The organism is Streptomyces sp. DS1-CR2 (genome assembly GCF_055760475.1).
The window spans coordinates 4,802,896-4,825,813 of record NZ_CM147085.1 but is presented as its reverse complement, the minus strand read 5'-3'; the positions used below and the strand labels follow the sequence as shown (position 1 = coordinate 4,825,813).

Sequence of the window (22,918 nt, the reverse complement as noted above, 5' to 3'; positions counted from 1 at the left end):
CCGGGCTTGCTGCTCGAGTCATCACTGGCTGTGATGGGTTCGGCTGCGTCCAGGACTCACGCGATGAGGGTGAGTTCAGGGGCCGTTGACTGAGCCCCGCAGACCCACACCATCCAGCCGCGTTGGCGGATGTTGTGGGACGCGTTGTGGTCCGCGTGCTCAACGAAGCCGCAGACCCGGCACGCGAAGACGGCCTGGGCAGGCCGGTTTCCGCGTTCGGTGTGATGGCACTTCGAGCATTCCTGGCTGGTGTACGCCGGATCGACGTAGACGACCGGCACCCCGGCCCGCTTCGCTTTGTAGGCGATGAACGAGCCGAGCTGGGCGAAGGGCCAGGAGTGGAGCGTGGTGCGTTGGGGCTTTCTCAGCCGTGCCCGCTCGCGGATGCCCGTGAGTGTCTCCAGGGCGATCCCGCGACCGGTGCGTTCAGCCTCCGCCACGATCCGCTTCGAAATCTTGTGGTTGATGTCCTTGTTCCGCCGGGCTTCCCTGCCCGCATGCTTCTTCGCCCGCCGCCTGGCGGACTTGGTGTGCTTCTTCTGCAGCTTGGAACGCAGCTTCCGGTCACTCTCGCGCTTGCGGTTGATCCGCCTGCCGCAGTGGCGCTCGCCATCGGAGGTGGCCGCGATGTTCACGATCCCCAGGTCGACGCCGAGAAACCCGGCCGGGTGGGTGTTCGGGGCGGCTTCGGGGATCTCGCAGGTCGCGATCAGGAACCACTTCCCGCCCTGGAACACCAGGTCGGACTCGCCCCGGCGGTGCACAGCCAGGACCTCCAGCTGCCCGGCCTGCCCGGTGAACTCCACGCCCTTCAGGCGGCCGGCTGTGGTCCAGATCGACACCGTTTGCTGCTCGTGCTGCCAGGACAGCATCCGGTCGTCGTACGGCTGCGCAGCCTGGGGCCGGAAGGCGATGGGTTTGCCCGCCGCGCGAATGTGCCGCCTGGTCCCGGGCCGCCCGTACCGGCCCTTACGCAGGTTCGCCTTCAAAGTGGTGTAGGCGTCGCAGGTCTTCTTGACGGCGTGCTGGGCGGCCTGCGCGCCCAGTTGCCACCTGACCCGGATCTCGGCATAGGTGTGCTTGCGGAGCTCCAGCGGACGCAGCGCGTTTTCCTCGAATGCGACGGACGCGGCCCACGTGGCGGCCTCGTTGCAGGCGTGCAGGGTCGCCTCAAGTGCCGCCGCCTGTACGGGCGTCGGCAGCAGCTTCACCCGCACCACCAGCTTCACGAGCAGCGAACCTATACACCCGGACGAAGACCCACCACACGTTCGCCCCCGCCCCACCCGAACGAGCGACACCCGCCCGGGCCCTGGCCGCGCACACCGCCGTGGCCCGGCTCCGCCGGAACGCCCCGGGCCGCTCCGCGGCCGTCATGGCCTGCGGCACATCACGGCGACGCTCCGCGTCGCACCCCGTGGATGCGATTCCTCCCGGGCGTGAACGCCCGGGGCTCCTCGCAAGAATCCGCTGAACCCGGCCTCCTCGCGCGCGTGGCCCGTCACTTGCCCGTCTTCACCGTCCAGCTGACGCTGTTGGACGCCGCCCGGATCGCCGCCGGGTCCCGTAGCGACGCGCTGCTGTCGACGGCGGTCGCGGTGATGGTGTGCGTGCCCTTGCGCGCGCCGAGCTCCTTGCCGGTGACGGTGTGCTCGGCGGCGGCGCGGCGCACCTCGACCCCGACCCCGTCGACGGACCAGTGCACGCGCACGTCGGACAGGCCCTTGGCGAGCGGCGCCAGGTCCACGCGGATGTGGTCCTGGGGGCGCAGGGTGCGGGTGGTGGGGGTGCGGGCCGTGAGCACGTCGGCGTCGCGGTAGAAACCGGCGATCATCGCCTCGCGGCCGACGAGGTTGAACTGCTCGGTGTCCAGGGCACGCATGATCGAGTTCTGGGTGGGGCGGTAGATCCCGTACTCGTAGTAGCCGCCGCCCTCGTACGTGCCCACGGTCCCGCCATTGGGGCCTCCCCTGCTCGAGCGAAGCCGAGAGCTTGGGGAAGGGTCGCTCTCGCCGAGCCAGCGGTACCACTTGGCCTTGGCGCCGGACATGCCGTCCGCCGTCAGGATGCTGGTGTTGGGCTCGACGGGCTCCGCGCCGGGGTACCTGCCGTAACCCGCGTACTGGTACTCGTCGGCCAGCAGGCCTATGGAGTGGCCCAGTTCGTGGGCGCCGATCAGGTACGAGCGGTCGTTGTCGGAGGACATCGTGGCGATGCCGGTGTGCCCGGCCGTCGACTGGACGCCGCTGTAACCGGCGCCGCCGTACTTCGCGGCGTTCGAGACGACGAAGACGATGTCGGAATCCGGGGCCCGCTGTGCGTACGAGTCGACCTTCTTCTCGTCGATGCACAGCAGTCGCTCGACGTCGTCACAGAAGAAGTAACTACTGAGCGCGGTGTCCTTGACGACCTCCTGGGTGGGGTCCCCGGAGACACCCGATTCGTTCGAGACCGCGTTGACGAGCCAGAAGTTGAAGAGGCCCTTGTAGCTCTTGTACGGCTCGATCGCGAAAATCGAATCGAGCTTGGACTCGGCGTCCTGCTTGAAGTCCACCTGCTGGTCCGCCGTGTAGCCGTCGCCCATGATCACGAGGTCCAGGCGGCCCTCGGAGGGGCCCGTCTTCTGCAGCGGGGTGACCTCGCCGTCCGGCGCGGACGTCGCGGGCGCGGCCTTCTCCCTGCGGATCTTCGCCGGTACGGCGGCGGGGACCCGGACGTGCCGGCCCTCTCCGTGGGAGTCGGCGAAGTACTCGACCGTACGGGTCCCCTCGCCGGGCCCGCCCGCGGCTTCGGCGGCGTCGGCGTGACCGGCGAGGCCCGCACCACCGAGGCAGGCGGCCGCGAGTACGCCGGCCAGGAGCGCGGCGGGCAGGGGACGGCGCGGGGACTTGGGTATCGGCACGAGGACCTCGGGTACTCAAGTAGGAGACATAAATGCTGGGTTAATCAGACTTAATCGATCGATCAACCTAGGGGGTGGCGTGACGGCTGACAAGGGGTGAGACTCAAGTGCCCTGCGACGAACGACAGTTGCGGGTGCGGAACCACGGAGCGGGACAGGAAGGGCGGCGCGCCGCACGATGACGCACGACAGCACCCCGGAGGCGGGCGGCCCCGGCTCCATACCGGACGGGGAACCCGGCCTCGCACCGGACGCCGAGCCTGCCGAACCTGCCGACGAACCCATCGGCCGCCGCGTCCTCCGTCTGCGTACAGAACGGGGGTTGACCCAGCGTCAGGTCGCTGAGCCCGTCTACACGCCCGCCTACGTCTCCACCCTGGAAGCGGGCCGCGTCCGCCCCTCCGAGGCCGCCCTGCGGCATGTCGCCGAGCGCCTCGGCGTGACCTACGAGGAGCTCACGACGGGGCAGCCCGCCCACCTCGCCACCCGGCTGCGCCTGCGCCTCACCGAGGCCCAGCGCGGGCTCACCACGGGCGCCGCCGAGGAGGCCGCCGTCCTCTACGAGAAGCTGCGCGCCGAGGCCGAGCGGCACGGCCTCACCGCCGAACAGGCCGCCGCCGAACTCGGCCTCGGCGAGTGCGCCCTGGAGGCCGGCGAACTCCCCGACGCCCACCGGCACTTCGAGGCCGCCGAGGCGCTGCTCGTCGCAGTGGGCGCACCACTGCCCCAGCGCGCCCCCGTCGTGCGCGCGCGTGCCCTCGCGCACTACCTCTCCGGAGAGCTGCGGTACGCGTGCTACCTCCTGGAGTCCGCGCTCGACGAGCTGAACACCAGCGGGCTGCACGACCCGGACGCCCTGCTGCTGCTCTACACCGCGACCATCGCCCCGTACATGGACATGGGCGCCCACGCGCGCGCCGCGCAGGCCGCCGAGCTGGCGCTCTCGCTGGCCCCGCAGGCCGGGGACCCGGTACTCGTCGCCAAGATGCACCGCTCGGTGGCCCGTACGCTCCTTGCCGAGGGCCGCGCCGCGGAGGCGGACGCCTCCCTGAGCAAGGCCGCCGAGCTGTACCAGCGGCTCCAGATCCGCACCGAACTCGCGCACTGCCACTGGATGCGTGGGTATGTGCACGCGCAGGACGGCCGGCTCGCCGACGCGGAAAGGGAGTTGAGAACCGCGCGCGACATGCTGTCGGCCAAGCGAGCGGTGCTCTACACGACGCAGGTCGAGGTGGAGCTGGCCGACGTGCTGCGCCGCAGGGGGAGCAGCGACGAGGCGGCCGCGCTGCTACGGGCCCTGCTCGGCGACCTGAATCCGGAGCGCGGCGCCGTCCACGCGGCGGGCGCGCACCGGCTGCTCGGCATCATCGCGGAGGAGTCGGGGGCCGCGGGCGACCCACAGGACACGGCGGCGGCCGAGGCCGCCGAGGAGCACTACGTCACCGCACTGAGCCTGCTCGAACGCGCCGGCGCGGCGGGCGACCTGGCCGACCTGTGCCGCCTGCTCGGCGACCTCTACCGCCGCACGGGCCGTATCGACGCCGCCCTCGACACGTACCGCACGGGCCTCGGACACCGCGCCGCGCCCGGCACCACCACCCTCGGCCCGGCCCCCGCCGAGCCGCCCGTGTGACCGGGAAGTCATCCACAGGCCGGAGTTATCCACAGGCTGGGGAACCTCGCCAGCGGATTGTCGGCCGGTGGAGGCACTATGGGGCCATGACTGAGAGCAACGGGGCCCCTCGGGGGGCGGGCGGCGGATCCATGCCGGACTGGGAGAAGCGCTTCCGTGCGCCGCGGGTGTCCCTGCCCGACTGGGCGGAGGACGCGCCGGACCGCTCCCTGTTCGTGTCGAACGCGACGGGGACGTACGAGCTGTACGCGTGGGACCGGGCGACGGGCGAGCAGCGCAGAGCGACGGACCGGCCGAACGGGACGACGGACGGCGTCCTGTCCCCCGACGGCGAGTGGATCTGGTGGTTCAGCGACAAGGACGGCGACGAGTTCGGGGTGTGGCTGCGCCAGCCCTTCGGCGGGGGCGACGACGTCCCCGCGGTGGACGGGCTCGAAGCCTCGTACCCGGCGGGCCTGGCCATCGGGAGGGACGGTTCGACGGCGGTCGTGGGCCGCTCCACGGACGAGGACGGCACGACGATCCATGTCGTCCGCGACGGCCGCGCGCCCCAGGAGATCTACCGGCACCGCGAATCGGCCGGCGTCGGTGACCTCTCGCACGACGGCACCCTCATCGCCGTCGAGCACACGGAGCACGGGGACGCCATGCACTCGGCGCTGCGTGTGGTGCGGCCCGACGGGACGACGGTCGCCGAGCTCGACGACACCAAGGGCGGCACGCAGGAGCTGGGCCTGGAGGTCCTCGGCTTCGCTCCGGTCGACGGTGACACCCGGCTCCTCGTCGGGCATCAGCGGCGCGGACGCTGGGAGCCGATGGTGTGGGACGTGGCGTCGGGCGAGGAGACCGATCTCGCCCTCGACCTGCCCGGTGACGTCTCCGCCGAGTGGTATCCGGACGGCTCCGCCCTCCTGGTCGCGCACAGCTTCGAGGCCCGCAGCGACCTGTGGCGGTACGAGTTCGGCCCGGGCGCGCTGACCCGCGTCGAGACGCCGCCGGGCTCGGTGTCCGGGGCGACGGCGCGGCCCGACGGCAGCGTGGAGTACCTGTGGTCCTCGGCGGCCGAGCCGTCGGTCGTCCGGTCCACGTCGGGCGGCGTGGTCCTCGATCCGCCCGGGCTCAAGGCACCGGCGTCGGTGCCGGTGGAGGACGTGTGGGTCGAGGGGCCCGGCGGCCGCATCCACGCCCTCGTACAGAAGCCGGCGGGGACGACGGGGCCGCTGCCCACCGTGTTCGAGGTGCACGGGGGGCCTACGTGGCACGACAGCGACTCGTTCGCGGCCGGACCCGCGGCCTGGGTGGACCACGGGTACGCGGTGGTCCGGGTCAACTACCGGGGCTCGACCGGATACGGGCGCGAGTGGACGGACGCGCTCAAGCACCGCGTCGGCCTCATCGAGCTGGAGGACGTCTCGGCGGTCCGCGAGTGGGCCGTGTCGTCCGGGCTCGCCGACCCGGACCGGCTCGTCCTCGCGGGCGGCTCGTGGGGCGGGTACCTCACGCTCCTCGGCGTCGGCACCCAGCCGGACGTCTGGGCGGTGGGCCTCGCGGCCGTGCCCGTCGCGGACTACGTCACGGCGTACCACGACGAGATGGAGGCCCTCAAGGCGCTGGACCGCACGCTGTTCGGCGGCACCCCGGAAGAGGTCCCCGACCGCTTCACCGCCTCGTCCCCGCTCACGTACGTGGACGAGGTGAAGGCCCCGGTCTACATCTCGGCGGGGGTCAACGACCCGCGGTGCCCGATCCGCCAGATCGACAACTATGTGGACCGGCTCGCGGCACGCGGCGCGACGCACGAGGTGTACCGGTATGACGCGGGGCACGGTTCGCTCGTCGTGGAGGAGCGGATCAAGCAGGTGCGACTGGAGCTGGACTTCGCGGCGCGGCATCTGACCTGACGGACGCGGCGGCGCTCCCGCGCGGGGCCGGGCCCACCCCGCGGCCCGGGTCCCCGCGCGGGAGCCGTACCGTGGGGAGGGTGTACCGGTTCCTCCTGACCCCCCGGTGGTGGGGGATCAACGTGTTCGTCGTGCTCGCCATCCCCTTCTGCGTCTTCATGGGCTCCTGGCAGCTCGGCCGCTTCGAGGACCGGGTGCAGGGCCACAAGGACGCCTCGGCGCAGTCGACGGCGAACGAGAAGGCCGCGCCCCGGCCGCTCGGCTCCCTGCTGCCCGTGGACCAGAAGACGTCCGGCAAGCGGGCCACCGCGACCGGGCACTACGGCAAGCAGCTCCTGGTCCCCGACCGTGAACTCGACGGCAGGACCGGCTTCTACGTGGTGACGCTGCTGCGCACGGAGGGGGGCGCCGGTCGGGCGCTGCCCGTCGTACGCGGCTGGGTGCCCGGCGCGGTGAGCGCCGCGAAGGCTCCCGCCGCGCCCCGGGGCGAGGTGACCGTCACCGGTGCGCTCCAGGCCTCCGAGAGCCCCGGCTCGGGCGGGGCGCCGGCCGCGGGGGGCCTGCCGGCCGGGCAGCTCGGCGCGATCAGCGCCGCGTCCCTGGTGAACCTCGTCCCGTACGACGTCTACGACGCGTGGGTCACGCTCGACAAGGCGGACTCGGGGATGACGGCGGTACCGGCGACGGCGCCGCAGGGCAGTGGCCTCGACCTGAAGGCGTTCCAGAACCTGGGCTACACCGGCGAGTGGTTCGTCTTCGCGGGCTTCGTGGTCTTCATGTGGTTCCGCCTGCTGCGCCGCGAGGCGGAGTTCGCGCGGGACGCTGCCCTGGGGCTCACGGAATCGGATGACGCTCCGGACGCGGCAGACTCCCCGGAGCCCGCGAGCCCCGAAGCGGCCCGAGGCTAGTCCGGCACCTGAGGCACCTCCGGCGCGAGGGCGAGTGCGAGGCGCCCCCGGCGAGTCCGGGTTTCGGCCCGCCGCTCCCCCTAAGACGGCTCCCCCTAGGACCTAAGACGGCTCCCCCTATGACGCCGGCAGAATCCCCGTGCGGTACACCGTTCCCGAGCACGCGTTGGGGATGGTCGCGCTGGAGGAGGGCGCGCCCCCTTCCGCTGTGTGGGAGACCGCTACGCTGCCGTCGGCCGTGGGGCCCTCGGCGACCATCTGCGTGGACAGGCCGCCCTGGTCCGGGTTCGAGCCCGTCGCGTCGCCCGTGGTGCCGCCGGACGGGGTCGGGCTGGGCGACGGGTCGCCACCGCCTCCCGTGGTCGGGCACTCCGCGGATGGGACCCATGCGAAGCGGACCTCGTACGACATGCCCGGTTCGAGGATCAGCTGGCTGGGCTCCGTCGACGGGTCGGGCAGCCCGGTCGCGGCGTCGCCCGCCGTGTGGTCGACGACGTTGACCTTGGCCGGGTCGGCCGCGCCCTGGGCGAGGACGGACACGGCGCCGGGGGCGTCCACGGAGCAGTTCGCCCGGGAGACGTTCGTGACGCGGAAGGAGCCGTAGACCTTGCCGCCCGCGTCGGCCGCGCCGACGTTCGCCGAGGCGCTGCCGAGGTCGGCCGCCCCGCAGACCGGGGAGCTCGCGGCCGCCGTGCTCGCGGGATCAGGGCCGCCGGTGGCACCACCGCCAACGCCCTTGCCCTTGTCGCCGGGCTTGCCCTTCTTGCCGTCCTTGTCCTTGGACTTGGAGCTGCCCGAGGGGCTCCCTGTGCCGCTCTCGCCGCCGTCGGGCCCCTTCCCGGAACCCGTACCGCCGCGTGTCGCCTCGCTGTTGCCGGCGATGGACGGCCGGTCGTTCGACCCGCTCTGGCCCGTCACATGGACGAGCGCGGGGATCGCCGTGCCGATGAACAGGGCCGCGGCCGCCATACCGACGACGGCCTGCCGCTTACGGGCCCGCCGGGCGGGCACCGCGCGGCGCAGATGTTCGAGCGTCCCGTTCGTAGGCTCGATCTCCTCCACGGCCTCGTGCAACAGGCGTCGCAGCGCCAGCTCGTCAGCACCGAGGGAGTCCAGCGGGTCGACGGAGTCCGCGACGCCCGCGGAGTCCGGGCGGCCGAAGGGATCCTCGGGACCGCCACAGAGGCCGTCGTCCTGGCCGGGGCCGTGATTCACAGTTCCATCCCCGGATCCCACACGCCTGTTCTGCCCATCCCGATCGTTGCGGTGCTCGTCGCTGCTCATGCGGGGGCCTCCATGGCGACGCGGAGCGCCGCTATGCCCCGGGATCCGTACGCCTTCACGGAACCGAGGGAGATGCCCAGGGCCTCCGCCACCTGCGCCTCGGTCATGTCCGCGAAGTAGCGCATGACGAGGACCTCGCGCTGGCGGCGCTGCAGCCCGCGCAGCGCCTTCTTCAGCGCGTCGCGCTCAAGGAGGTCGTACGCGCCCTCCTCCGCGCTCGCCATGTCGGGCATCGGCTTCGTCAGAAGCTTCAGGCCGAGGATGCGGCGGCGCAGGGCGGAGCGCGAGAGGTTCACGACCGTCTGCCGCAGATACGCGAGCGTCTTCTCGGGGTCGCGCACTCTCTTGCGCGCGGAGTGGACCCTGATGAACGCCTCCTGCACGACGTCCTCGCACGAGGCCGTGTCGTCCAGGAGCAGGGCCGCGAGACCGAGAAGCGACCGGTAGTGGGCGCGGTAGGTCTCGGTGAGATGGTCGACCGTGGTGCCTGCTGCCATCGTCTCCTCAGCGCCTTCGCGCTGAGCGGGTACGCGGGCAGGCCGCGCTGCCGGCATGGGGGCGATCACCGGCATACCGCCGGACGAACCGGACATCCGGGGACGCCGGGGCGGGCGAAGGACCGCGCCCCTCGCCTGAACCGCTGTGAAATCGAGTACCTCTGCCACGCCTGTTGGACACGCTTCCCCCCGTCAGGGTTGTACGCGACAGGCGTCCTGTTTGCGGCAGGCATCATCCATGACGCTGCGTCAAGTGCCCTCATGCGTACCCGCTCTTCCCCTACGCCCCAGATTCCCCTGGCGCCCCTAGGCCTGGCGCCCCCGAAAGGCGATCGCAAAGACGCTCCCCGTCCCGTGCGCGGTTGCACGGAACGGGGAGGGATCTTCGACGAATCTTCGGGCGCGCGGACCGTCGCGTTCAAGTGGTGAAGACCACCGATCGCCCACAAGTCCTTCACAGATCTTATAAAGCGCGCCGGAAAAAGGAACACCAAGTCCGGCTACCGGCCGGTGAAAAGGCCGAACTCACGCGGCGGGCGGGAACTCCTGGGCCACCAGCTCGGCGATCTGCGCGGTGTTCAGGGCCGCGCCCTTGCGCAGATTGTCCCCGCACACGAAGAATTCGAGCCCGGCCGGGTCGTCGAGGGAGCGCCGGACACGGCCCACCCAGGTCGGGTCGGTGCCCACCACATCGGCGGGCGTGGGGAACTCGCCGGCGGCCGGATTGTCGAAAAGCACGACACCGGGCGCGGTCGCGAGGATCTCGCGTGCCTTGTCGACCGTGACCTCGCTCTGGAAGCGGGCGTGGACGGTCAGGGAGTGCGTGGTGACGACGGGAACGCGTACACACGTCACCGCGACCGGGAGGCCCGGCAGGCCGAGGATCTTGCGGGACTCGTCCCGCACCTTCATCTCCTCGGAGGACCAGCCGTCCTCGCGCAGGGACCCGGCCCACGGCACGACGTTGAGCGCCACGGGCTCGGGGAAGGGGCCGGTGTTGTCGCCGACCGCACGGCGTACGTCGCCGGGGTGGGTCCCGAGCTCCGTACCGGCCACGAGCGACATCTGCTGGCGCAGGGTGTCGATGCCGGCGCGGCCGGCCCCGCTGACGGCCTGATAGCTGGAGACGACCAGCTCGCGCAGCCCGAACTCGGCGTGCAGCGCGCCGACGGCGACGATCATCGACAGGGTCGTGCAGTTGGGGTTGGCGACGATGCCGCGCGGCCGCACGCGAGCGGCGTGCGGATTGACCTCGGGCACGACGAGCGGCACGTCCGGGTCCATGCGGAAGGCGGCCGAGTTGTCCACGACGACCGCCCCCTTGGAGGCGGCGACGGGAGCCCACTGCGCGGAGATCTCGTCGGGTACGTCGAACATCGCGACGTCGACCCCGTCGAAGGCCTCTTCGCACAGGGCCATGACCTCGACCTCCTCCCCGCGCAGGGCCAGCTTGCGGCCGGCCGAGCGCGAGGAGGCGATCAGGCGGATCTCGCCCCAGATGTCCGCGTGCTGCGAAAGGATCTGGAGCATGACCGTGCCGACGGCCCCGGTCGCTCCCACGACCGCGAGTGTCGGCCTGTCGGTCTGAGCCATCAGCGGCCGGTGCCTCCGTAGACCACGGCTTCGTCGGAGTCCGAGTCGAGGCCGAAGGCAGTGTGCACGGCGCGCACGGCCTCGTTCACATCGTCGGCGCGCGTGACGACCGAGATGCGGATCTCGGAGGTCGAGATGAGCTCGATGTTGACGCCCGCGTCGCTGAGCGCCTCGAAGAACCCGGCCGTGACACCCGGATTCGTCTTCATACCGGCGCCCACGAGGGAGATCTTCGCGATCTGGTCGTCGTAGCGCAGGGACTCGAAGCCGACCGCGCTCTTCGTCTTCTCCAGGGCGTCGATGGCCTTGCGGCCCTCGGTCTTCGGGAGAGTGAACGAGATGTCCGTCAGTCCGGTCGAGGCCGCGGACACGTTCTGCACGATCATGTCGATGTTGACCTGGGAGTCCGCGATGGCCCGGAAGATGTTCGCGGCCTCTCCGGGCTTGTCCGGGACACCCACGACGGTGATCTTCGCCTCGGAGGTGTCGTGAGCGACACCGGAGATGATGGCCTGCTCCACCTTCTGGTCCCCTTGATCGAAGTGCGGTTCGTTGCTGACCCAGGTGCCCTGCAGTCCCGAGAAGGACGAGCGGACGTGGATCGGGATGTTGTAGCGGCGCGCGTACTCCACACAGCGGTGGAGGAGCACCTTGGACCCGGAGCTGGCGAGCTCCAGCATGTCCTCGAAGGAGATCCAGTCGATCTTCCGCGCCTTCTTCACGACGCGCGGGTCGGCGGTGAACACGCCGTCGACGTCCGTGTAGATCTCGCACACCTCGGCGTCGAGGGCCGCGGCGAGGGCGACTGCGGTCGTGTCGGACCCGCCACGGCCGAGCGTGGTGATGTCCTTCTTGTCCTGGCTGACGCCCTGGAACCCGGCGACGATGGCGATGTTGCCCTCGTCGAGCGCCGTCCTGATCCGTCCCGGGGTCACATCGATGATCCGGGCTTTGTTGTGGACCGAGTCGGTGATGACGCCGGCCTGACTGCCCGTGAACGACTGGGCCTCGTGGCCCAGGTTTTTGATCGCCATGGCCAGCAGGGCCATGGAGATCCGCTCTCCGGCGGTCAGCAGCATGTCGAATTCGCGCCCGGCAGGGATCGGAGATACCTGCCCGGCGAGATCGATCAACTCATCCGTCGTGTCGCCCATCGCGGACACCACGACAACCACCTGGTTGCCGTTCTTCTTGGCGTCGACGATTCGCTTGGCGACCCGCTTGATGCCCTCGGCATCGGCTACGGAGGAGCCTCCGTACTTCTGCACGACAAGGCCCACGTGCGCTCCTCGCTCAGTTTGTCTCGGTCGGCTCAGTCTAACGAGCGGCCGAAATCAGCCCCGGGAATACCACATCCTGAGATGTCCCGCTCAGAAAGTGATCACCGGGCACTGGGACCCGGTGGGGCTTCACGCTCCGGCCGCTCGGACAGGCGCATGCCCGCACCCCGGCCCGGCAACCGGAAAAGTGGGGTGGGTCACTTCACCGGCCGGGTCATTTCACCAGCGAGTACCCACGGGTGGCGGTCATTTCACCTGCGAGTACCCACGGGTGCGGTCATTTCACCGGTACGTATCCACAGGTGCGGGGTCATTTCGCCGTACGCAGCCCGAGCGGGCCCGCGATCTCCTCCGCCATGACCTTGCCCGCCGCCTCGGCGAGGGCTTCCTCGGCGAGGTCCTCGTCGGTGTCGAGGCCGTCCAGGTCGTCCAGCGGCTGGTCCAGGCGGACGTGCGCGACCAGGGACTGCAGCGCGCGCAGGGCACCGGAGGCCGTGGAGCCCCAGTTCGAGAAGTAGGAGAACTGCCACCACCACAGGGCCTCGGTCGTGCGGCCCGCGCGGTAGTGGGCCATGCCGTGGCGCAGATCGGCCATGACGTCGGCCAGGTCGTCCGAGATCCGGCAGGCGACCGGCGCCTTGCGCGGCTCGTACGGGTCGAAGACCTCGGAGTAGACGTCGATTGGCTCCAGGAGCGCGGCGAGCTTCTGGCGCAGGTCGTCGACGTCCGGCTCGGGGCCGAGATCAGGCTCGTAGCGCTCGTCGGGGACGATGTCCTCGTGCGCGCCGAGCCGGCCGCCCGCGAGGAGCAGCTGGGAGACCTCGAGGAGCAGGAAGGGGACGGCCGAGTCCGGCTCGTCGCCCTTCGCCACCTCGGCGACCGCGACGAGGAAGGACTCGATCTGGTCCGAGATCTGGACCGCGAAGTCGTCCGGATGGTCCTTGACGGCGTTCAGTGTGGCGTCAGACATCTAGGAGTCGTCTCCCCTCGAAGGCGCGGCCGAGCGTGACCTCGTCCGCGTATTCCAGGTCGCCCCCGACCGGGAGCCCGCTGGCCAGGCGGGTGACCTTGAGGCCCATCGGCTTGATCATGCGGGCGAGGTACGTCGCCGTGGCCTCGCCCTCCAGGTTCGGGTCCGTGGCCAGGATCAGCTCGGTGACCGTGCCGTCGGCGAGACGGGCGAGGAGTTCCCTTATCCGCAGGTCGTCCGGACCGACGCCCTCGATGGGGCTGATCGCCCCGCCGAGCACGTGGTACTTGCCCCGGAACTCGCGGGTCCGCTCGATGGCGACGACGTCCTTGGGCTCCTCGACGACGCAGATGACCGTGAGGTCGCGGCGCGGGTCGCGGCAGATGTTGCACAGCTCCTCCTGCGCCACATTGCCGCAGGTCGCGCAGAAGCGGACCTTCGCCTTGACCTCCATCAGGGCCTGCGCGAGACGCCGTACGTCCGTCGGCTCCGCCTGCAGGATGTGGAAGGCGATCCGCTGCGCGCTCTTGGGACCGACGCCCGGCAGCCTGCCGAGCTCGTCGATGAGGTCCTGGACCACGCCTTCGTACACGGAGTGCCTTCCGACTTCTGCTTGGTGATGCTGTGCCGCTGAGCATGCCAGCCGCTGAGTAGTACGTACGTTAGTTGCGCTGCGGCTTCCTTAGAAGGGAAGCCCCGGGATGCCTCCGCCGCCCAGGCCCTGGGCCAGCGGGCCGAGCTTTTGCTGCTGGAGCGTCTGCGCGTTCTCGTTCGCCGCCTGAACCGCCGCGACAACCAGGTCGGCGAGGGTCTCGGTGTCTTCCGGGTCGACGGCCTTCGGGTCGATGACGAGGCCACGCAGCTCGCCGGAACCGGTCACCGTCGCCTTGACCAGACCGCCGCCGGCCTGGCCCTCGACCTCGGTCAGCGCCAGCTCTTCCTGGGCCTTGGCGAGGTCCTGCTGCATCTTCTGGGCCTGCTGGAGCAGCTGCTGCATATTGGGCTGGCCACCACCGGGAATCACGATCAGCTCCTGTTGCGTCCTGTTTCGACCTGCGTTCCAGGGCGGGGTCTCCGCCCTGGAACGAGCCTACGTGGTCGGGGTGTCGCCCGCTCCGGCACCTTTCGCTGCACTCTTTCGAGTGAGTCGGGCTCGCCGCCTATACCTGATCAAGACCCACTTCCGGGCGGAAATACCGCGAAAACGAGTCCTTGGCCACCCATTGAGCGGTAGGAAGATGCTTTGCACATGAGACCGACCGGCAAATGGGGGGTGGGTGAAGGAGCGGGGCTGGGTGCGTGCAGCTGCAAGGCGGAGGATTGAGGCATGGCGGAGCCATGGTGATTGACGACAACGCCGCAGATGTGCGTGCCCAGCCCCGCGACGCCGCCCCCCATTTGCCGGTCGGTCTACGCCCCATCCGTGACCAGGACCAGTCGTAGGGAGTGCCGGGTGAGCCAGCCGGAGATGCAGCCCGAGGGACCGCCGCAGGAGGAGCGGGGTGCGCGGGGCGAGCGCAGTGACGGCACGGGTGACGCGGTGCGGCCGGGCGACCTGACCGGGCGGACGTTCCCCGTCGGTGACTGGGGCGAGCCCGCCGAGCGGCTCGACGAGCTCTACCGGTGGGTGGAGCGCGGGGCGCTCGACACGGCGAACTGGTACCTCGCCGACCGGGTGTGGAAGCGGCGCTGGGCGCGGGCACTGCGCGGCGGTGCGGTCGCCGGTGCGGTGTCGGGGGCGGTGCTGCCGCTGCTCGATCTGACCGGGGCTCTCGGCGGGGTCGCGCCCTGGGGGTATCTGGCGCTGCTGCTCGCGGTGGCGTGCGTGGCCTGCGACCGGTACTTCGGGCTCACGTCGGGCTGGATAAGGGACGTGGCCACGGCCCAGGCGGTGCAGCGGCGGCTCCAGGTGCTCCAGTTCGACTGGGCGTCGGAGAGCGTGCGGGAGGTGCTCGGCCCGACGGAGGGCACGGCCAGCGAGGCCGCCGAGCGGTGCCTGTCGGTGCTGCGGCGCTTCACGGATGACGTGACGGAGCTGGTGCGGGCGGAGACGGCGGACTGGATGGTGGAGTTTCGCTCGGGTCCGGCGCCGCTGGTGATGCAGTCCTCCGCCACCCCGGGCACCCGCCCCGTGGAACCCCCGCCGGGCCGCTTCCCGCTCCCCCCGGGCGCCCGCCCGAACATGCCCCGCCAGCGCCCGCCCGAGCCGCGCTGACCGCCCCGCCCCGCGTCACGCCTGGGGCGGTGCGAGAGGACGTGGGCGGGGCGCATCTCGGGCACGGGCTCCAGGTCAACTGAAGATGATCATGGAGCCTTGGGCCAGGCTCCGGGTCGCGGCCGCGTGCAGGCCGAGCCAGACGTGGCGTTCGCGGGCGAAGGGGCTGTCGTCCACCGGGGCCGGGGCCGCCGGTTCCTCCAGGGACGTGGGGCCCTTGGGCGGGACCGGGGGCGCCGGTGGGTTGGCCGGGTCTATGCCGATCGACCCGGCCACGTACTCCAGCTCCCGAAGCAGCGCGTGGGAGGAGCCCAGAGGGCCGCCGCCGGCGAGGAGTTCGTCGTTGGACAGCGGGACGGGGAAGTCCACAGGGACGTACGCGCCCGCGTGGTCGTAGTGCCAGACCAGGTGCGACTGCTGGGCCGTCGTCTCGAACATCTCCAGGAGCTGCTCGTAGTCGCCGCCCAGTTCGTCGACCGGTGTGACGGCGAGGCCGCACATCTGGAGGAGGTACGCGCGGCGCAGGAAGTGCAGCGCGTCGTAGTCGAAGCCGGCGACGGGGGCCACGTCACCGGAGAGTCCGGGCATGTACGAGTAGACCGGCACCGGCGGCAGTCCTGCCTCGTGCAACGCCTTGTCGTAGAGCGCGAGTTCCTCGGCGAAGGGGTTGTCGGGGCTGTGGCACAGCACATCGACGAGCGGGACCAGCCACAGGTCACAGGCCAAGGCGACTCCTCCGGTAGGAAAGCCGTAATGAACGGCGGACAGGCAGCGTAATGCGAGGGGAGCCGGTTCAGCTCCCCCTCTGCACATTGCTCAGATCCCAGATCCATACTCCTGCGGTCCACGTTCCGGCCCTGCCGACCAGCTGGTCGACCGTCGCCCGCAGCACCATGTCGTTCTGCTGCGGCGCGAGCACGAGGACGCCGGCGTGCCAGTACGCGAAGTCGCGGCGGGCCTGGGCGCGCCACGCGTCGGTGATCTCGGGGGCGCGGCCCGAGTAGCGGATGTCGCGCAGCAGGTTGGAGGTCCAGCGGGGCGAGGCGCCGTAGATGCCGACGTGATCGGGTCCGTAGGGGCCGTTGAAGTAGCCGCCGGGGAGGCGGAAGCCGAGGCCCGCCTCGGTCTGCCAGTGCAGGGCCTCCGCGTTGCCCGGGTCGGGCAACGGCACCGGCACGAGGCTCTCGCCGGGGCCGACGTACCGCTTCCAGGTGCCGTCGGCGACGAACGCCGGGACATCGGCCCGGTCGACCGCCCGGAGCGGCGCCGGGACGATCGGCACGAGCGCCGCGGCGACCGCCGCGAGCCCGAGGAGCCGGTACGGCACCCGCGCCGCGGCGAGCCGGTCGAGCGCGAGGGCGAGCAGCATCCCGAGCGCGGGCGCGCACACCATCGCGACCCGCGACTCGATGACCGACTCGAACAGGGGCCGGTGGGCGAGCAGCGCCCAGGGCCCCGGCAGCACGACGTCGGTCAGCGGGATGCGGAACTTCGGGCCGAGCGAGAGCAGGGCCGCCGCGACCGCGGTGAACGCGAGCGCCTTCACGGCGGCGCTGCTCCACAGCCGTACGACGATCGCGAAGGCGAGCGCGACGAGCGGCCAGCCGTAGAAGGCGTTCTGCTCGGTCGGATTGACGGCGAGCGTGGCGGCGCGCTCGCGGGAGCCGGCGAGGGAGCGCTCGGAGAAGGAGAGGAGTGCGAGGGGGCTGTTGCCCGCGTTGTCGCCGTGCAGCACGCTCTGGTAGCTCTGCGGGCCGAGGAACTGCCAGTACAGGGGGAAGGCGACGAGCGGCAGGGCGACCGCGGCGGCGATCCCGAGCCCGCGCAGGAGCGGGCGCCAGGCCGCTTTCGCCACGTCCCTGCGCACGACGGCGTAGGCGAGGGCGAACAGCCCCATGCCCATGACGGCGAGCAGCAGCGGCTCCTCGCCGAGGAAGATCTGGTACGTCGCGAAGAGACCGAGGACGGCGCCGTCGCGCACCACGCGCTTGCCCTCGCACAGCCGCAGCGCCCGCTCGATGATCAGCGGGATCACGAAGAGGACGACGAAGTTCGGGTGCGCGTGCGCGTGGCTGATCATCGGGGGCGCGAACGCGGCGAGGAGCGCGCCGGTCGCGGCGGCCCACGGGGTCCGCACGAGCCGTTTCAGGATCAGCCGGTACCAGGCGAACGCGGTGGCGGCGAGGCCGCCCGTCATCGCCACGTTCAGGGCGACGGCGGGGCCGAAGAGCCAGGTCACGGGGGCGAGCGGGACGGACAGGCCCAGCATCGCGGTGTTGGCCATCAGGTTCACGCCGTCCGGGAAGCCCTGGAGCGTCGTGAACAAGGGGTTGTGGAGGTGGCGGACGCTGTCCGCGGTCACCGCGAAGAACCACTCCCACTGGTTCTGGTCCTGGAGGGAGTCGGGGAGGTAGCGGTGGGCGGGCGCCGCCCAGCGGCCCGCGTACAGGGCGACGGACAGGACGAGGAAGAGCGCCGCCACGAGGAGGTGGGCCTTCGGCACCGCCCGCGCCCTGAGCGTCACCAGCTCGGCGAGGACCCGTATGTAGTCGAAGGGGCGGACCTTCGAGCCCGCCTGGTGCGACCACCGCACGGGCACCTCGGCGACCGGCCAGCCGGAGCGGCGGAAGTACATCAGGATCTCTACGTCGATGCCCCAGCCGTCCAGGCGTGCGGCGCCGAACGCGGCGCGGGCCCGGTCGCCGTCGAAGAGCTTGAAGCCGCACTGGGTGTCCCTGATGCCGGGGACACTCGTCGCGCGGATCAGGAAGTTGCCGGTGCGGCCCAGGAGTTCGCGCAGCCGGTGCTGGTGGCGGGCGATCGTCGCGCCCGGCCTTGCCCGGGAGCCGATCGCCGCCGCGTGCCCCTCGCCGAGCGCCTTGTCGAGGGCTTCCAGCTCCTCTATGGGCGCCGCGAGGTCGGCGTCGGTGACCAGGACGCGGCGGCCCCGGGAGGCGAGGACGCCCTGGCGCAGGGCGTGGCCCTTGCCGCGGTTGCGGGGGCTCTGGACGAGCCGGATGCTGGGAGTGCGGCCGGGGCCCTCGGGGGCGGCGGCTGCCGCGCGCTCCGCGATCTCGCGGGTGCGGTCGGTGGAGCCGTCGTCGACGACGACGATCTCCCAGTCACCCCACCGGTTCCCGCCGACCCCGGCGTCCAGGTACGCGGTGACCGCGTCCAGGGTGGGGCCGAGCCGGCGCTCCTCGTTGTACGCGGGGACGACGACGGTGAGGTCCACGACGCCCGCGCGCGCGATGACAGGACGGTCCGTCCGCTCCGTGCTCACCGCGCGGCCAGCCGCTCGACGAGGGCCAGGGAGTCCGCGTTGTACGCGGTGACGATGTCCTGCGCAGCGCGCGCGTCCCGGTTGGCGAGCGCGTCGACGAGGCCGCAGTGCCCGGACCAGAGGTGGCCCCTGAGGTCGTCCACCCGGCGCAGGTACGGGACGGCGCACATCCACGACTGGACACGCAGCCGATGGAAGAAGTCGGAGAGGTACGGGTTCCCGAACAGGGCGCTCAGCTCGCGCCAGAACCGCAGGTCGTAGCCGATCAGCACATTCAGGTCGCCGGCCGTGGCCGCGCGGGCGGCCTCCTCACCGCGGCGGCGGACCCCGGCGAGGGCGGCGGGGGTCGCGTGGTGCGCGTCGGCGTTCGTGACGAGGCCGCGGAAGATACCGTCGGTGACGAGGCTGCGGGCCTCGATCATGCCGCGGTAGTCGGCGAGGGAGTACTCGTGGACCGCGAAGCCGCGGTGCTGGGCGGAGTCCAGGAGACCCTGCCCGGACAGGTCGACCAGGGCCTCGCGGACCGGAGTCGCGGAGACGCCGTACTGCTCGGCGATCTCCTTGACCGTGAACTCCTGCCCCGGTTCGAGCCGCCCCGCGAGGATCTCGTCGCGCAGGGCGTCGGCGATCTGCCGGCGCAGCGTGTTGCGCTGGACGGCAGCTCCGCCGTCGGTTCCGGGCACGTGGTGTCCCTCCCCCGTAGTGCGTCGTCAGCTGGTGAGGCTGTCCTGGTCAGCTGGTCAGCCTACGCACTACGGGGAGTGACGCGGAGTACCTATTTCGCTACACTGTGTAGCCGTCCGCCACGGTCAGCGCTTCGTCGAGAGCGGCGAGGCCCTCCTTGGCCTCGGCCTCCGTGACGTTGCACGGCGGGACCACGTGGGTGCGGTTCATGTTGATGAAGGGCCACAGGCCGTTCTTCTTGGCGGCGGCGCCGAAGGCGGCCATCGGCGCGTTCGCCGCACCGGCCGCGTTGTACGGGGTCAGCGGCTCGCGGCTCTCCCTGTCCTTCACCAGCTCCAGAGCCCAGAACATGCCGAGGCCGCGGACCTCGCCCACCGACGGGTGACGCTCCGCGAGCTCGCGCAGCGCCGGGCCGATCAGCGTCTCGCCGAGGTGGGCGGCGTTCTCGACGACGCGCTCCTCCTCCATGACGTTGATGGTGGCGACGGCCGCGGCGCAGGCCAGCGGGTGCCCGGAGTAGGTGAGGCCGCCCGGGTAGGGGCGCTTGCCGAACGTGTCGGCTATGGCGCCGGAGATGGCGACGCCGCCGAGCGGGACGTAGCCCGAGTTCACGCCCTTGGCGAAGGTCATCAGGTCGGGCACGACGTCGTAGTGGTCCGCGGCGAACCACTTGCCGGTGCGCCCGAAGCCCGCCATGACCTCGTCGAGGATGAAGACGATGCCGTGCCGGTCGCACAGCTCGCGCACGCCCTGGAGGTAGCCGGGCGGCGGCGTCATGATGCCGGCGGTGCCGGGCACGGTCTCCAGGATGATCGCGGCGATCGTGGCCGGGCCCTCGAAGGCGATGGTGTCCTCGAGGTGCTGGAGCGCGCGCTCGCACTCCTGCTGCTCGGTCTGCGAGTAGAACGGGGAGCGGTAGAGGAACGGCGCCCAGAAGTGGACGACGCCCGCCGCGCCCTGGTCGCTCGGCCAGCGGCGCGGGTCGCCGGTCAGGTTGATCGCGGTGGAGGTGGCGCCGTGGTACGAGCGGTAGGCGGAGAGCACCTTGTGGCGGCCCGTGTGCAGCCGGGCCATGCGGGTGGCGTTCTCCACCGCCTCGGCGCCGCCGTTGGTGAAGAAGATCTTGTCCAGGTCGCCGGGGGTCCGCTCGGCGATGAGGCGTGCGGCCTCGGAGCGGGCCTCGACGGCGAACGCGGGCGCGAAGGTCGTGAGTGAGGCGGCCTGCTCCTGGATCGCGGCGACGACCTTCGGGTGCTGGTACCCGATGTTCGTGAAGACGAGGCCGGAGGTGAAGTCGAGGTAGCGGTTGCCGTCGTAGTCCCAGAAGTACGAGCCTTCGGCACCGGCGACGGCGAGCGGGTCGATGAGCTCCTGTGCGGACCAGGAGTGGAACACGTGCGCACGGTCCGCGGCCTTGACGGCGGCGCCGACCTGGGGATTCGGCTGAGGGGTCATGGCCCCGAGGGTAAATGTCCGCATGGTGGAAGACCATCGGCGTCCTGTCTGTGGGACGGCCGCTGACGCGACACAATGTCGCCCTGGCCCGGAGGCACCGCTTTGGGGAACAGCGTCCGCACCGCTTCCTGCCACGGTCCGGCCGCCGGTCCGGGCCGCAGCACGGCGAGCCCGCCGCAGTACTTGGCGGTTCCCCCCACCGTCCCCGCTGTTACGGAACCGTAGACGCCGCCCCGTGCCCAGTGTCACAACCGCCCACTATTCTCGGGATGTTGGTCACACATGGGGGAGGGTGGCGCGACATGGAGAAGCTGGGGGCGGGAGATCCGCAGCGCATCGGTGCGTACCGGCTGCTGGCGCGGCTCGGGGCGGGCGGCATGGGCCAGGTCTATCTGGCGCGCTCGGACCGCGGGCGCACGGTCGCGGTCAAGCTGGTGCGCCAGGAGCTCGCCGAGCAGGAGGAGTTCAGGAACCGGTTCCGGCTCGAGGTGCAGGCCGCGCGGCAGGTCGGCGGGGCATGGACCGCGCCGGTCCTCGACGCGGACACCGAGGCGGACATCCCCTGGGTGGCCACGGGGTACGTGGCGGGGCCCTCGCTCCAGACGGTCGTCTCGCACGACCACGGCGCGCTGCCCGAGCGTTCCGTACGGATCCTCGCGGCGGGCCTCACGCACGCGCTCAAGGACATCCACACCGCGGGCCTCATCCACCGCGACCTGAAGCCGTCGAACGTCCTGGTGACGATCGACGGGCCCCGCGTCATCGACTTCGGCATCGCCCGCGCCCTGGAGACCGTGACGGACGGCGGCCTCACGAGAACGGGTGCCCTGGTGGGCTCGCCCGGCTTCATGGCCCCCGAGCAGGTGCGCGGCGACCGGATCACCCCGGCCTGCGACGTGTTCTGCCTCGGCTCGGTCCTCGCCTACGCGGCGACGGGCGAGCTGCCGTTCGGCACGGCCAACAGCGGGGTGCACGCCCTGATGTTCCGTATCGCCCAGGAGGAACCCGACCTCGCCGCGCTCCCGGAGGGCCTCCAGGAGCTCGTGGGGGACTGTCTGCGCAAGGACCCCGCGGCCCGCCCGACCCTGGACCAGCTCCTGGAGCGGACCGGCGCCGAGGACACGCTCGGCGACGGCGGACGCACGCGTGACCCGTGGCTGCCGGGGGCGCTCGTGGCCCAACTGGGGCGGCACGCCGTGCAGTTGCTGGACAACGAGGACCCTGACGGCCCGACCGGGGCGACCTCCGGGGAGCCGCCCGGCCTCGACAAGGAGAAGCCCCCGCCGGCCGGAACCGGAGACGGCGGCGACGGCGGCAGTGGCGGTGGCGGTGGCGGTGGCGGTGAGACCACCCCTCCCCCGCCCGGCACGCCCGGCGCCACCCCCGTCAACCACCTGCCGACGATGGTCTCCCCCTCCGGCCCGCCCGCCCCCGCGCTCCCGCCGGCGCCGCCGCCCGCCTCCGCCGCCTACGGGTATCCGCACCCCCACCCCCAGGCACCCGTCTACGGCTACCCGCAGCAGGGCGGCTGGGGCGGGACGCCGCCCTACGGCCCCGGCTCCACACCCCCGTACGGCCCGGCTGTCGTCCCCATCGGCGCGCCTCAGCCGGAGCCGCGCCGCAGCGGGCGCTCCACGGCGGCGCTGATCGTGGTGGCGCTCGTCGTGGCGCTCGGCGCGGGCGGATCGGTGTACGCGCTGATGAAGGACGACGGCAAGACGGCCTCCCAGAGCGACGATCCCAAGCAGCCGACGTCCGGCGCGCCCACGAGTCAGGGACCGACGACGGGCGGGCCCAGCTCGCAGGACCCCGGGACATCGCAGCCGCCCAGCTCCTCCGAACCGCCCGCCGGCGGGGACGTGCCCACCGAGTTCCTCGGCACCTGGACCGCCTCGATCGACAACGGCACGGGCCACAACACCCGCCGTCTGAGCATCCAGCAGGGCAGCCCCGGGGACACGGTCCTGTCGATGACGGCGGACGGCCCGCTCCAGGGCGGCGGCACGTACCACTGCGTGTTCCAGGGCACGCTGGTGTCGGCGTCCGGCGGGACGCTGCGCATCAGCGCCACGGACGTCGTCTCGGGCCCCTCCGGTTCGTGCAGTCCGGGCAAGCCGAGCTCGGTCGAGGTGCTCCCGTCGGGCGAGCTGCGCCGCACGATGAACAACGGCGACGAGCTGACGTACAGCAAGGGGTGACGGGCGCACTCCGCCCTGAAGTCGGCCTGTGGACAGGCAAGTTGAGCGCTCCGGCGAGGTCCGGGGTGAACGCGTGGCGAACAGCGGTCGACACCTCGGCCGCCGTCCGCCGTGC

The 22,918-nt window shown here is 71.6% G+C and carries 18 protein-coding genes; 5 read left to right on the top strand and 13 right to left on the bottom strand.

The features are described 5' to 3' along the window. Positions 1-56 precede the first annotated feature (56 nt). Entirely contained in the window at positions 57-1,229 is a 1,173-nt protein-coding gene (locus ACY0PA_RS23125) for an RNA-guided endonuclease InsQ/TnpB family protein (protein ID WP_473079623.1), read from the bottom strand. A gap of 272 nt (positions 1,230-1,501) precedes the next feature. Then, a complete protein-coding gene (locus tag ACY0PA_RS23120; protein WP_473079622.1) occupies positions 1,502-2,902 on the bottom strand; it encodes a M64 family metallopeptidase in 1,401 nt (466 codons plus the stop codon). A 178-nt stretch (positions 2,903-3,080) separates the two neighbouring features. Here ACY0PA_RS23120 and ACY0PA_RS23115 point away from each other — a divergent pair, with 178 nt between their 5' ends. The 3 genes from ACY0PA_RS23115 (at position 3,081) to ACY0PA_RS23105 (ending at position 7,344) form a co-directional block, all read left to right on the top strand. Then, positions 3,081-4,535 carry a helix-turn-helix domain-containing protein gene (locus tag ACY0PA_RS23115; protein WP_473079621.1) on the top strand — a complete coding sequence of 485 codons (1,455 nt, stop codon included), beginning with the start codon at positions 3,081-3,083 and terminating at the stop codon, positions 4,533-4,535. A gap of 86 nt (positions 4,536-4,621) precedes the next feature. Continuing rightward, the gene (locus ACY0PA_RS23110; protein ID WP_473079620.1) at positions 4,622-6,436 is read left to right on the top strand and encodes a S9 family peptidase; all 1,815 of its coding nucleotides are present in this window, start codon (positions 4,622-4,624) and stop codon (positions 6,434-6,436) included. An 80-nt stretch (positions 6,437-6,516) separates the two neighbouring features. Next, positions 6,517-7,344 carry an SURF1 family protein gene (locus ACY0PA_RS23105; protein WP_473079619.1) on the top strand — a complete coding sequence of 276 codons (828 nt, stop codon included), beginning with the start codon at positions 6,517-6,519 and terminating at the stop codon, positions 7,342-7,344. A gap of 117 nt (positions 7,345-7,461) precedes the next feature. On the opposite strand, the gene ACY0PA_RS23100 is transcribed toward ACY0PA_RS23105, so the two are convergent. From ACY0PA_RS23100 to ACY0PA_RS23070, 7 genes are all read right to left on the bottom strand, one after another. Further along, entirely contained in the window at positions 7,462-8,559 is a 1,098-nt protein-coding gene (locus ACY0PA_RS23100; RefSeq protein WP_473079618.1) for a hypothetical protein, read from the bottom strand. A gap of 65 nt (positions 8,560-8,624) precedes the next feature. After that, positions 8,625-9,293 carry a SigE family RNA polymerase sigma factor gene (locus ACY0PA_RS23095; RefSeq protein ID WP_473079617.1) on the bottom strand — a complete coding sequence of 223 codons (669 nt, stop codon included), beginning with the start codon at positions 9,291-9,293 and terminating at the stop codon, positions 8,625-8,627. A gap of 357 nt (positions 9,294-9,650) precedes the next feature. Continuing rightward, positions 9,651-10,718 carry an aspartate-semialdehyde dehydrogenase gene (locus tag ACY0PA_RS23090; protein ID WP_473079616.1) on the bottom strand — a complete coding sequence of 356 codons (1,068 nt, stop codon included), beginning with the start codon at positions 10,716-10,718 and terminating at the stop codon, positions 9,651-9,653. Continuing rightward, complete coding sequence (locus ACY0PA_RS23085; protein ID WP_266561917.1) at positions 10,718-11,998, bottom strand: aspartate kinase; 1,281 nt, start codon at positions 11,996-11,998, stop codon at positions 10,718-10,720. The genes ACY0PA_RS23090 and ACY0PA_RS23085 overlap by 1 nt, the downstream gene beginning before the upstream one ends. A gap of 310 nt (positions 11,999-12,308) precedes the next feature. Then, the gene (locus ACY0PA_RS23080; RefSeq protein ID WP_473079615.1) at positions 12,309-12,968 is read right to left on the bottom strand and encodes a DUF5063 domain-containing protein; all 660 of its coding nucleotides are present in this window, start codon (positions 12,966-12,968) and stop codon (positions 12,309-12,311) included. Further along, positions 12,961-13,560, bottom strand: a complete 600-nt coding sequence (gene recR, locus ACY0PA_RS23075; protein ID WP_116511760.1) for a recombination mediator RecR — start codon at positions 13,558-13,560, stop codon at positions 12,961-12,963. The genes ACY0PA_RS23080 and recR overlap by 8 nt, the downstream gene beginning before the upstream one ends. A 90-nt stretch (positions 13,561-13,650) precedes the next feature. Continuing rightward, positions 13,651-13,992, bottom strand: coding sequence for a YbaB/EbfC family nucleoid-associated protein (locus tag ACY0PA_RS23070; RefSeq protein WP_100596383.1), 342 nt, complete (start codon positions 13,990-13,992; stop codon positions 13,651-13,653). Positions 13,993-14,421: 429 nt separating this feature from the next. Here ACY0PA_RS23070 and ACY0PA_RS23065 point away from each other — a divergent pair, with 429 nt between their 5' ends. Continuing rightward, positions 14,422-15,183: an SLATT domain-containing protein gene (locus ACY0PA_RS23065; RefSeq protein ID WP_473079614.1), complete on the top strand. Its 762-nt coding sequence runs from the start codon at positions 14,422-14,424 to the stop codon at positions 15,181-15,183. Positions 15,184-15,258: 75 nt separating this feature from the next. Here the strand turns inward: ACY0PA_RS23065 and ACY0PA_RS23060 are convergent, their stop codons facing one another. From ACY0PA_RS23060 to ACY0PA_RS23045, 4 genes are all read right to left on the bottom strand, one after another. Further along, positions 15,259-15,909: a hypothetical protein gene (locus tag ACY0PA_RS23060; protein WP_473079613.1), complete on the bottom strand. Its 651-nt coding sequence runs from the start codon at positions 15,907-15,909 to the stop codon at positions 15,259-15,261. A gap of 67 nt (positions 15,910-15,976) precedes the next feature. Continuing rightward, on the bottom strand, positions 15,977-18,466 hold the full coding sequence (locus tag ACY0PA_RS23055; protein ID WP_473079612.1) for a glycosyltransferase: 2,490 nt from the start codon (positions 18,464-18,466) through the stop codon (positions 15,977-15,979). Next, positions 18,463-19,149: a GntR family transcriptional regulator gene (locus tag ACY0PA_RS23050; RefSeq protein ID WP_473079611.1), complete on the bottom strand. Its 687-nt coding sequence runs from the start codon at positions 19,147-19,149 to the stop codon at positions 18,463-18,465. Before ACY0PA_RS23050 ends, ACY0PA_RS23055 begins: the two co-directional genes overlap by 4 nt. 100 nt (positions 19,150-19,249) lie before the next feature. Continuing rightward, complete coding sequence (locus ACY0PA_RS23045; protein ID WP_473079610.1) at positions 19,250-20,605, bottom strand: aminotransferase class III-fold pyridoxal phosphate-dependent enzyme; 1,356 nt, start codon at positions 20,603-20,605, stop codon at positions 19,250-19,252. Positions 20,606-20,907: 302 nt separating this feature from the next. On the opposite strand from ACY0PA_RS23045, the gene ACY0PA_RS23040 reads away from it, so the two are divergent. After that, a complete protein-coding gene (locus ACY0PA_RS23040) occupies positions 20,908-22,803 on the top strand; it encodes a serine/threonine-protein kinase (protein WP_473079609.1) in 1,896 nt (631 codons plus the stop codon). Positions 22,804-22,918 lie beyond the last annotated feature (115 nt).

Excerpts from the sequence above, each read along its gene's own strand:
- ACY0PA_RS23090 (WP_473079616.1), bottom strand. The coding sequence starts at position 10,718 with ATGGCTCAGACCGACAGGCCGACACTCGCGGTCGTGGGAGCGACCGGG.
- ACY0PA_RS23110 (WP_473079620.1), top strand. The coding sequence starts at position 4,622 with ATGACTGAGAGCAACGGGGCCCCTCGGGGGGCGGGCGGCGGATCCATG.
- ACY0PA_RS23080 (WP_473079615.1), bottom strand. The coding sequence starts at position 12,968 with ATGTCTGACGCCACACTGAACGCCGTCAAGGACCATCCGGACGACTTC.
- ACY0PA_RS23045 (WP_473079610.1), bottom strand. The coding sequence starts at position 20,605 with ATGACCCCTCAGCCGAATCCCCAGGTCGGCGCCGCCGTCAAGGCCGCG.
- ACY0PA_RS23115 (WP_473079621.1), top strand. The coding sequence starts at position 3,081 with ATGACGCACGACAGCACCCCGGAGGCGGGCGGCCCCGGCTCCATACCG.
- ACY0PA_RS23040 (WP_473079609.1), top strand. The coding sequence starts at position 20,908 with ATGGAGAAGCTGGGGGCGGGAGATCCGCAGCGCATCGGTGCGTACCGG.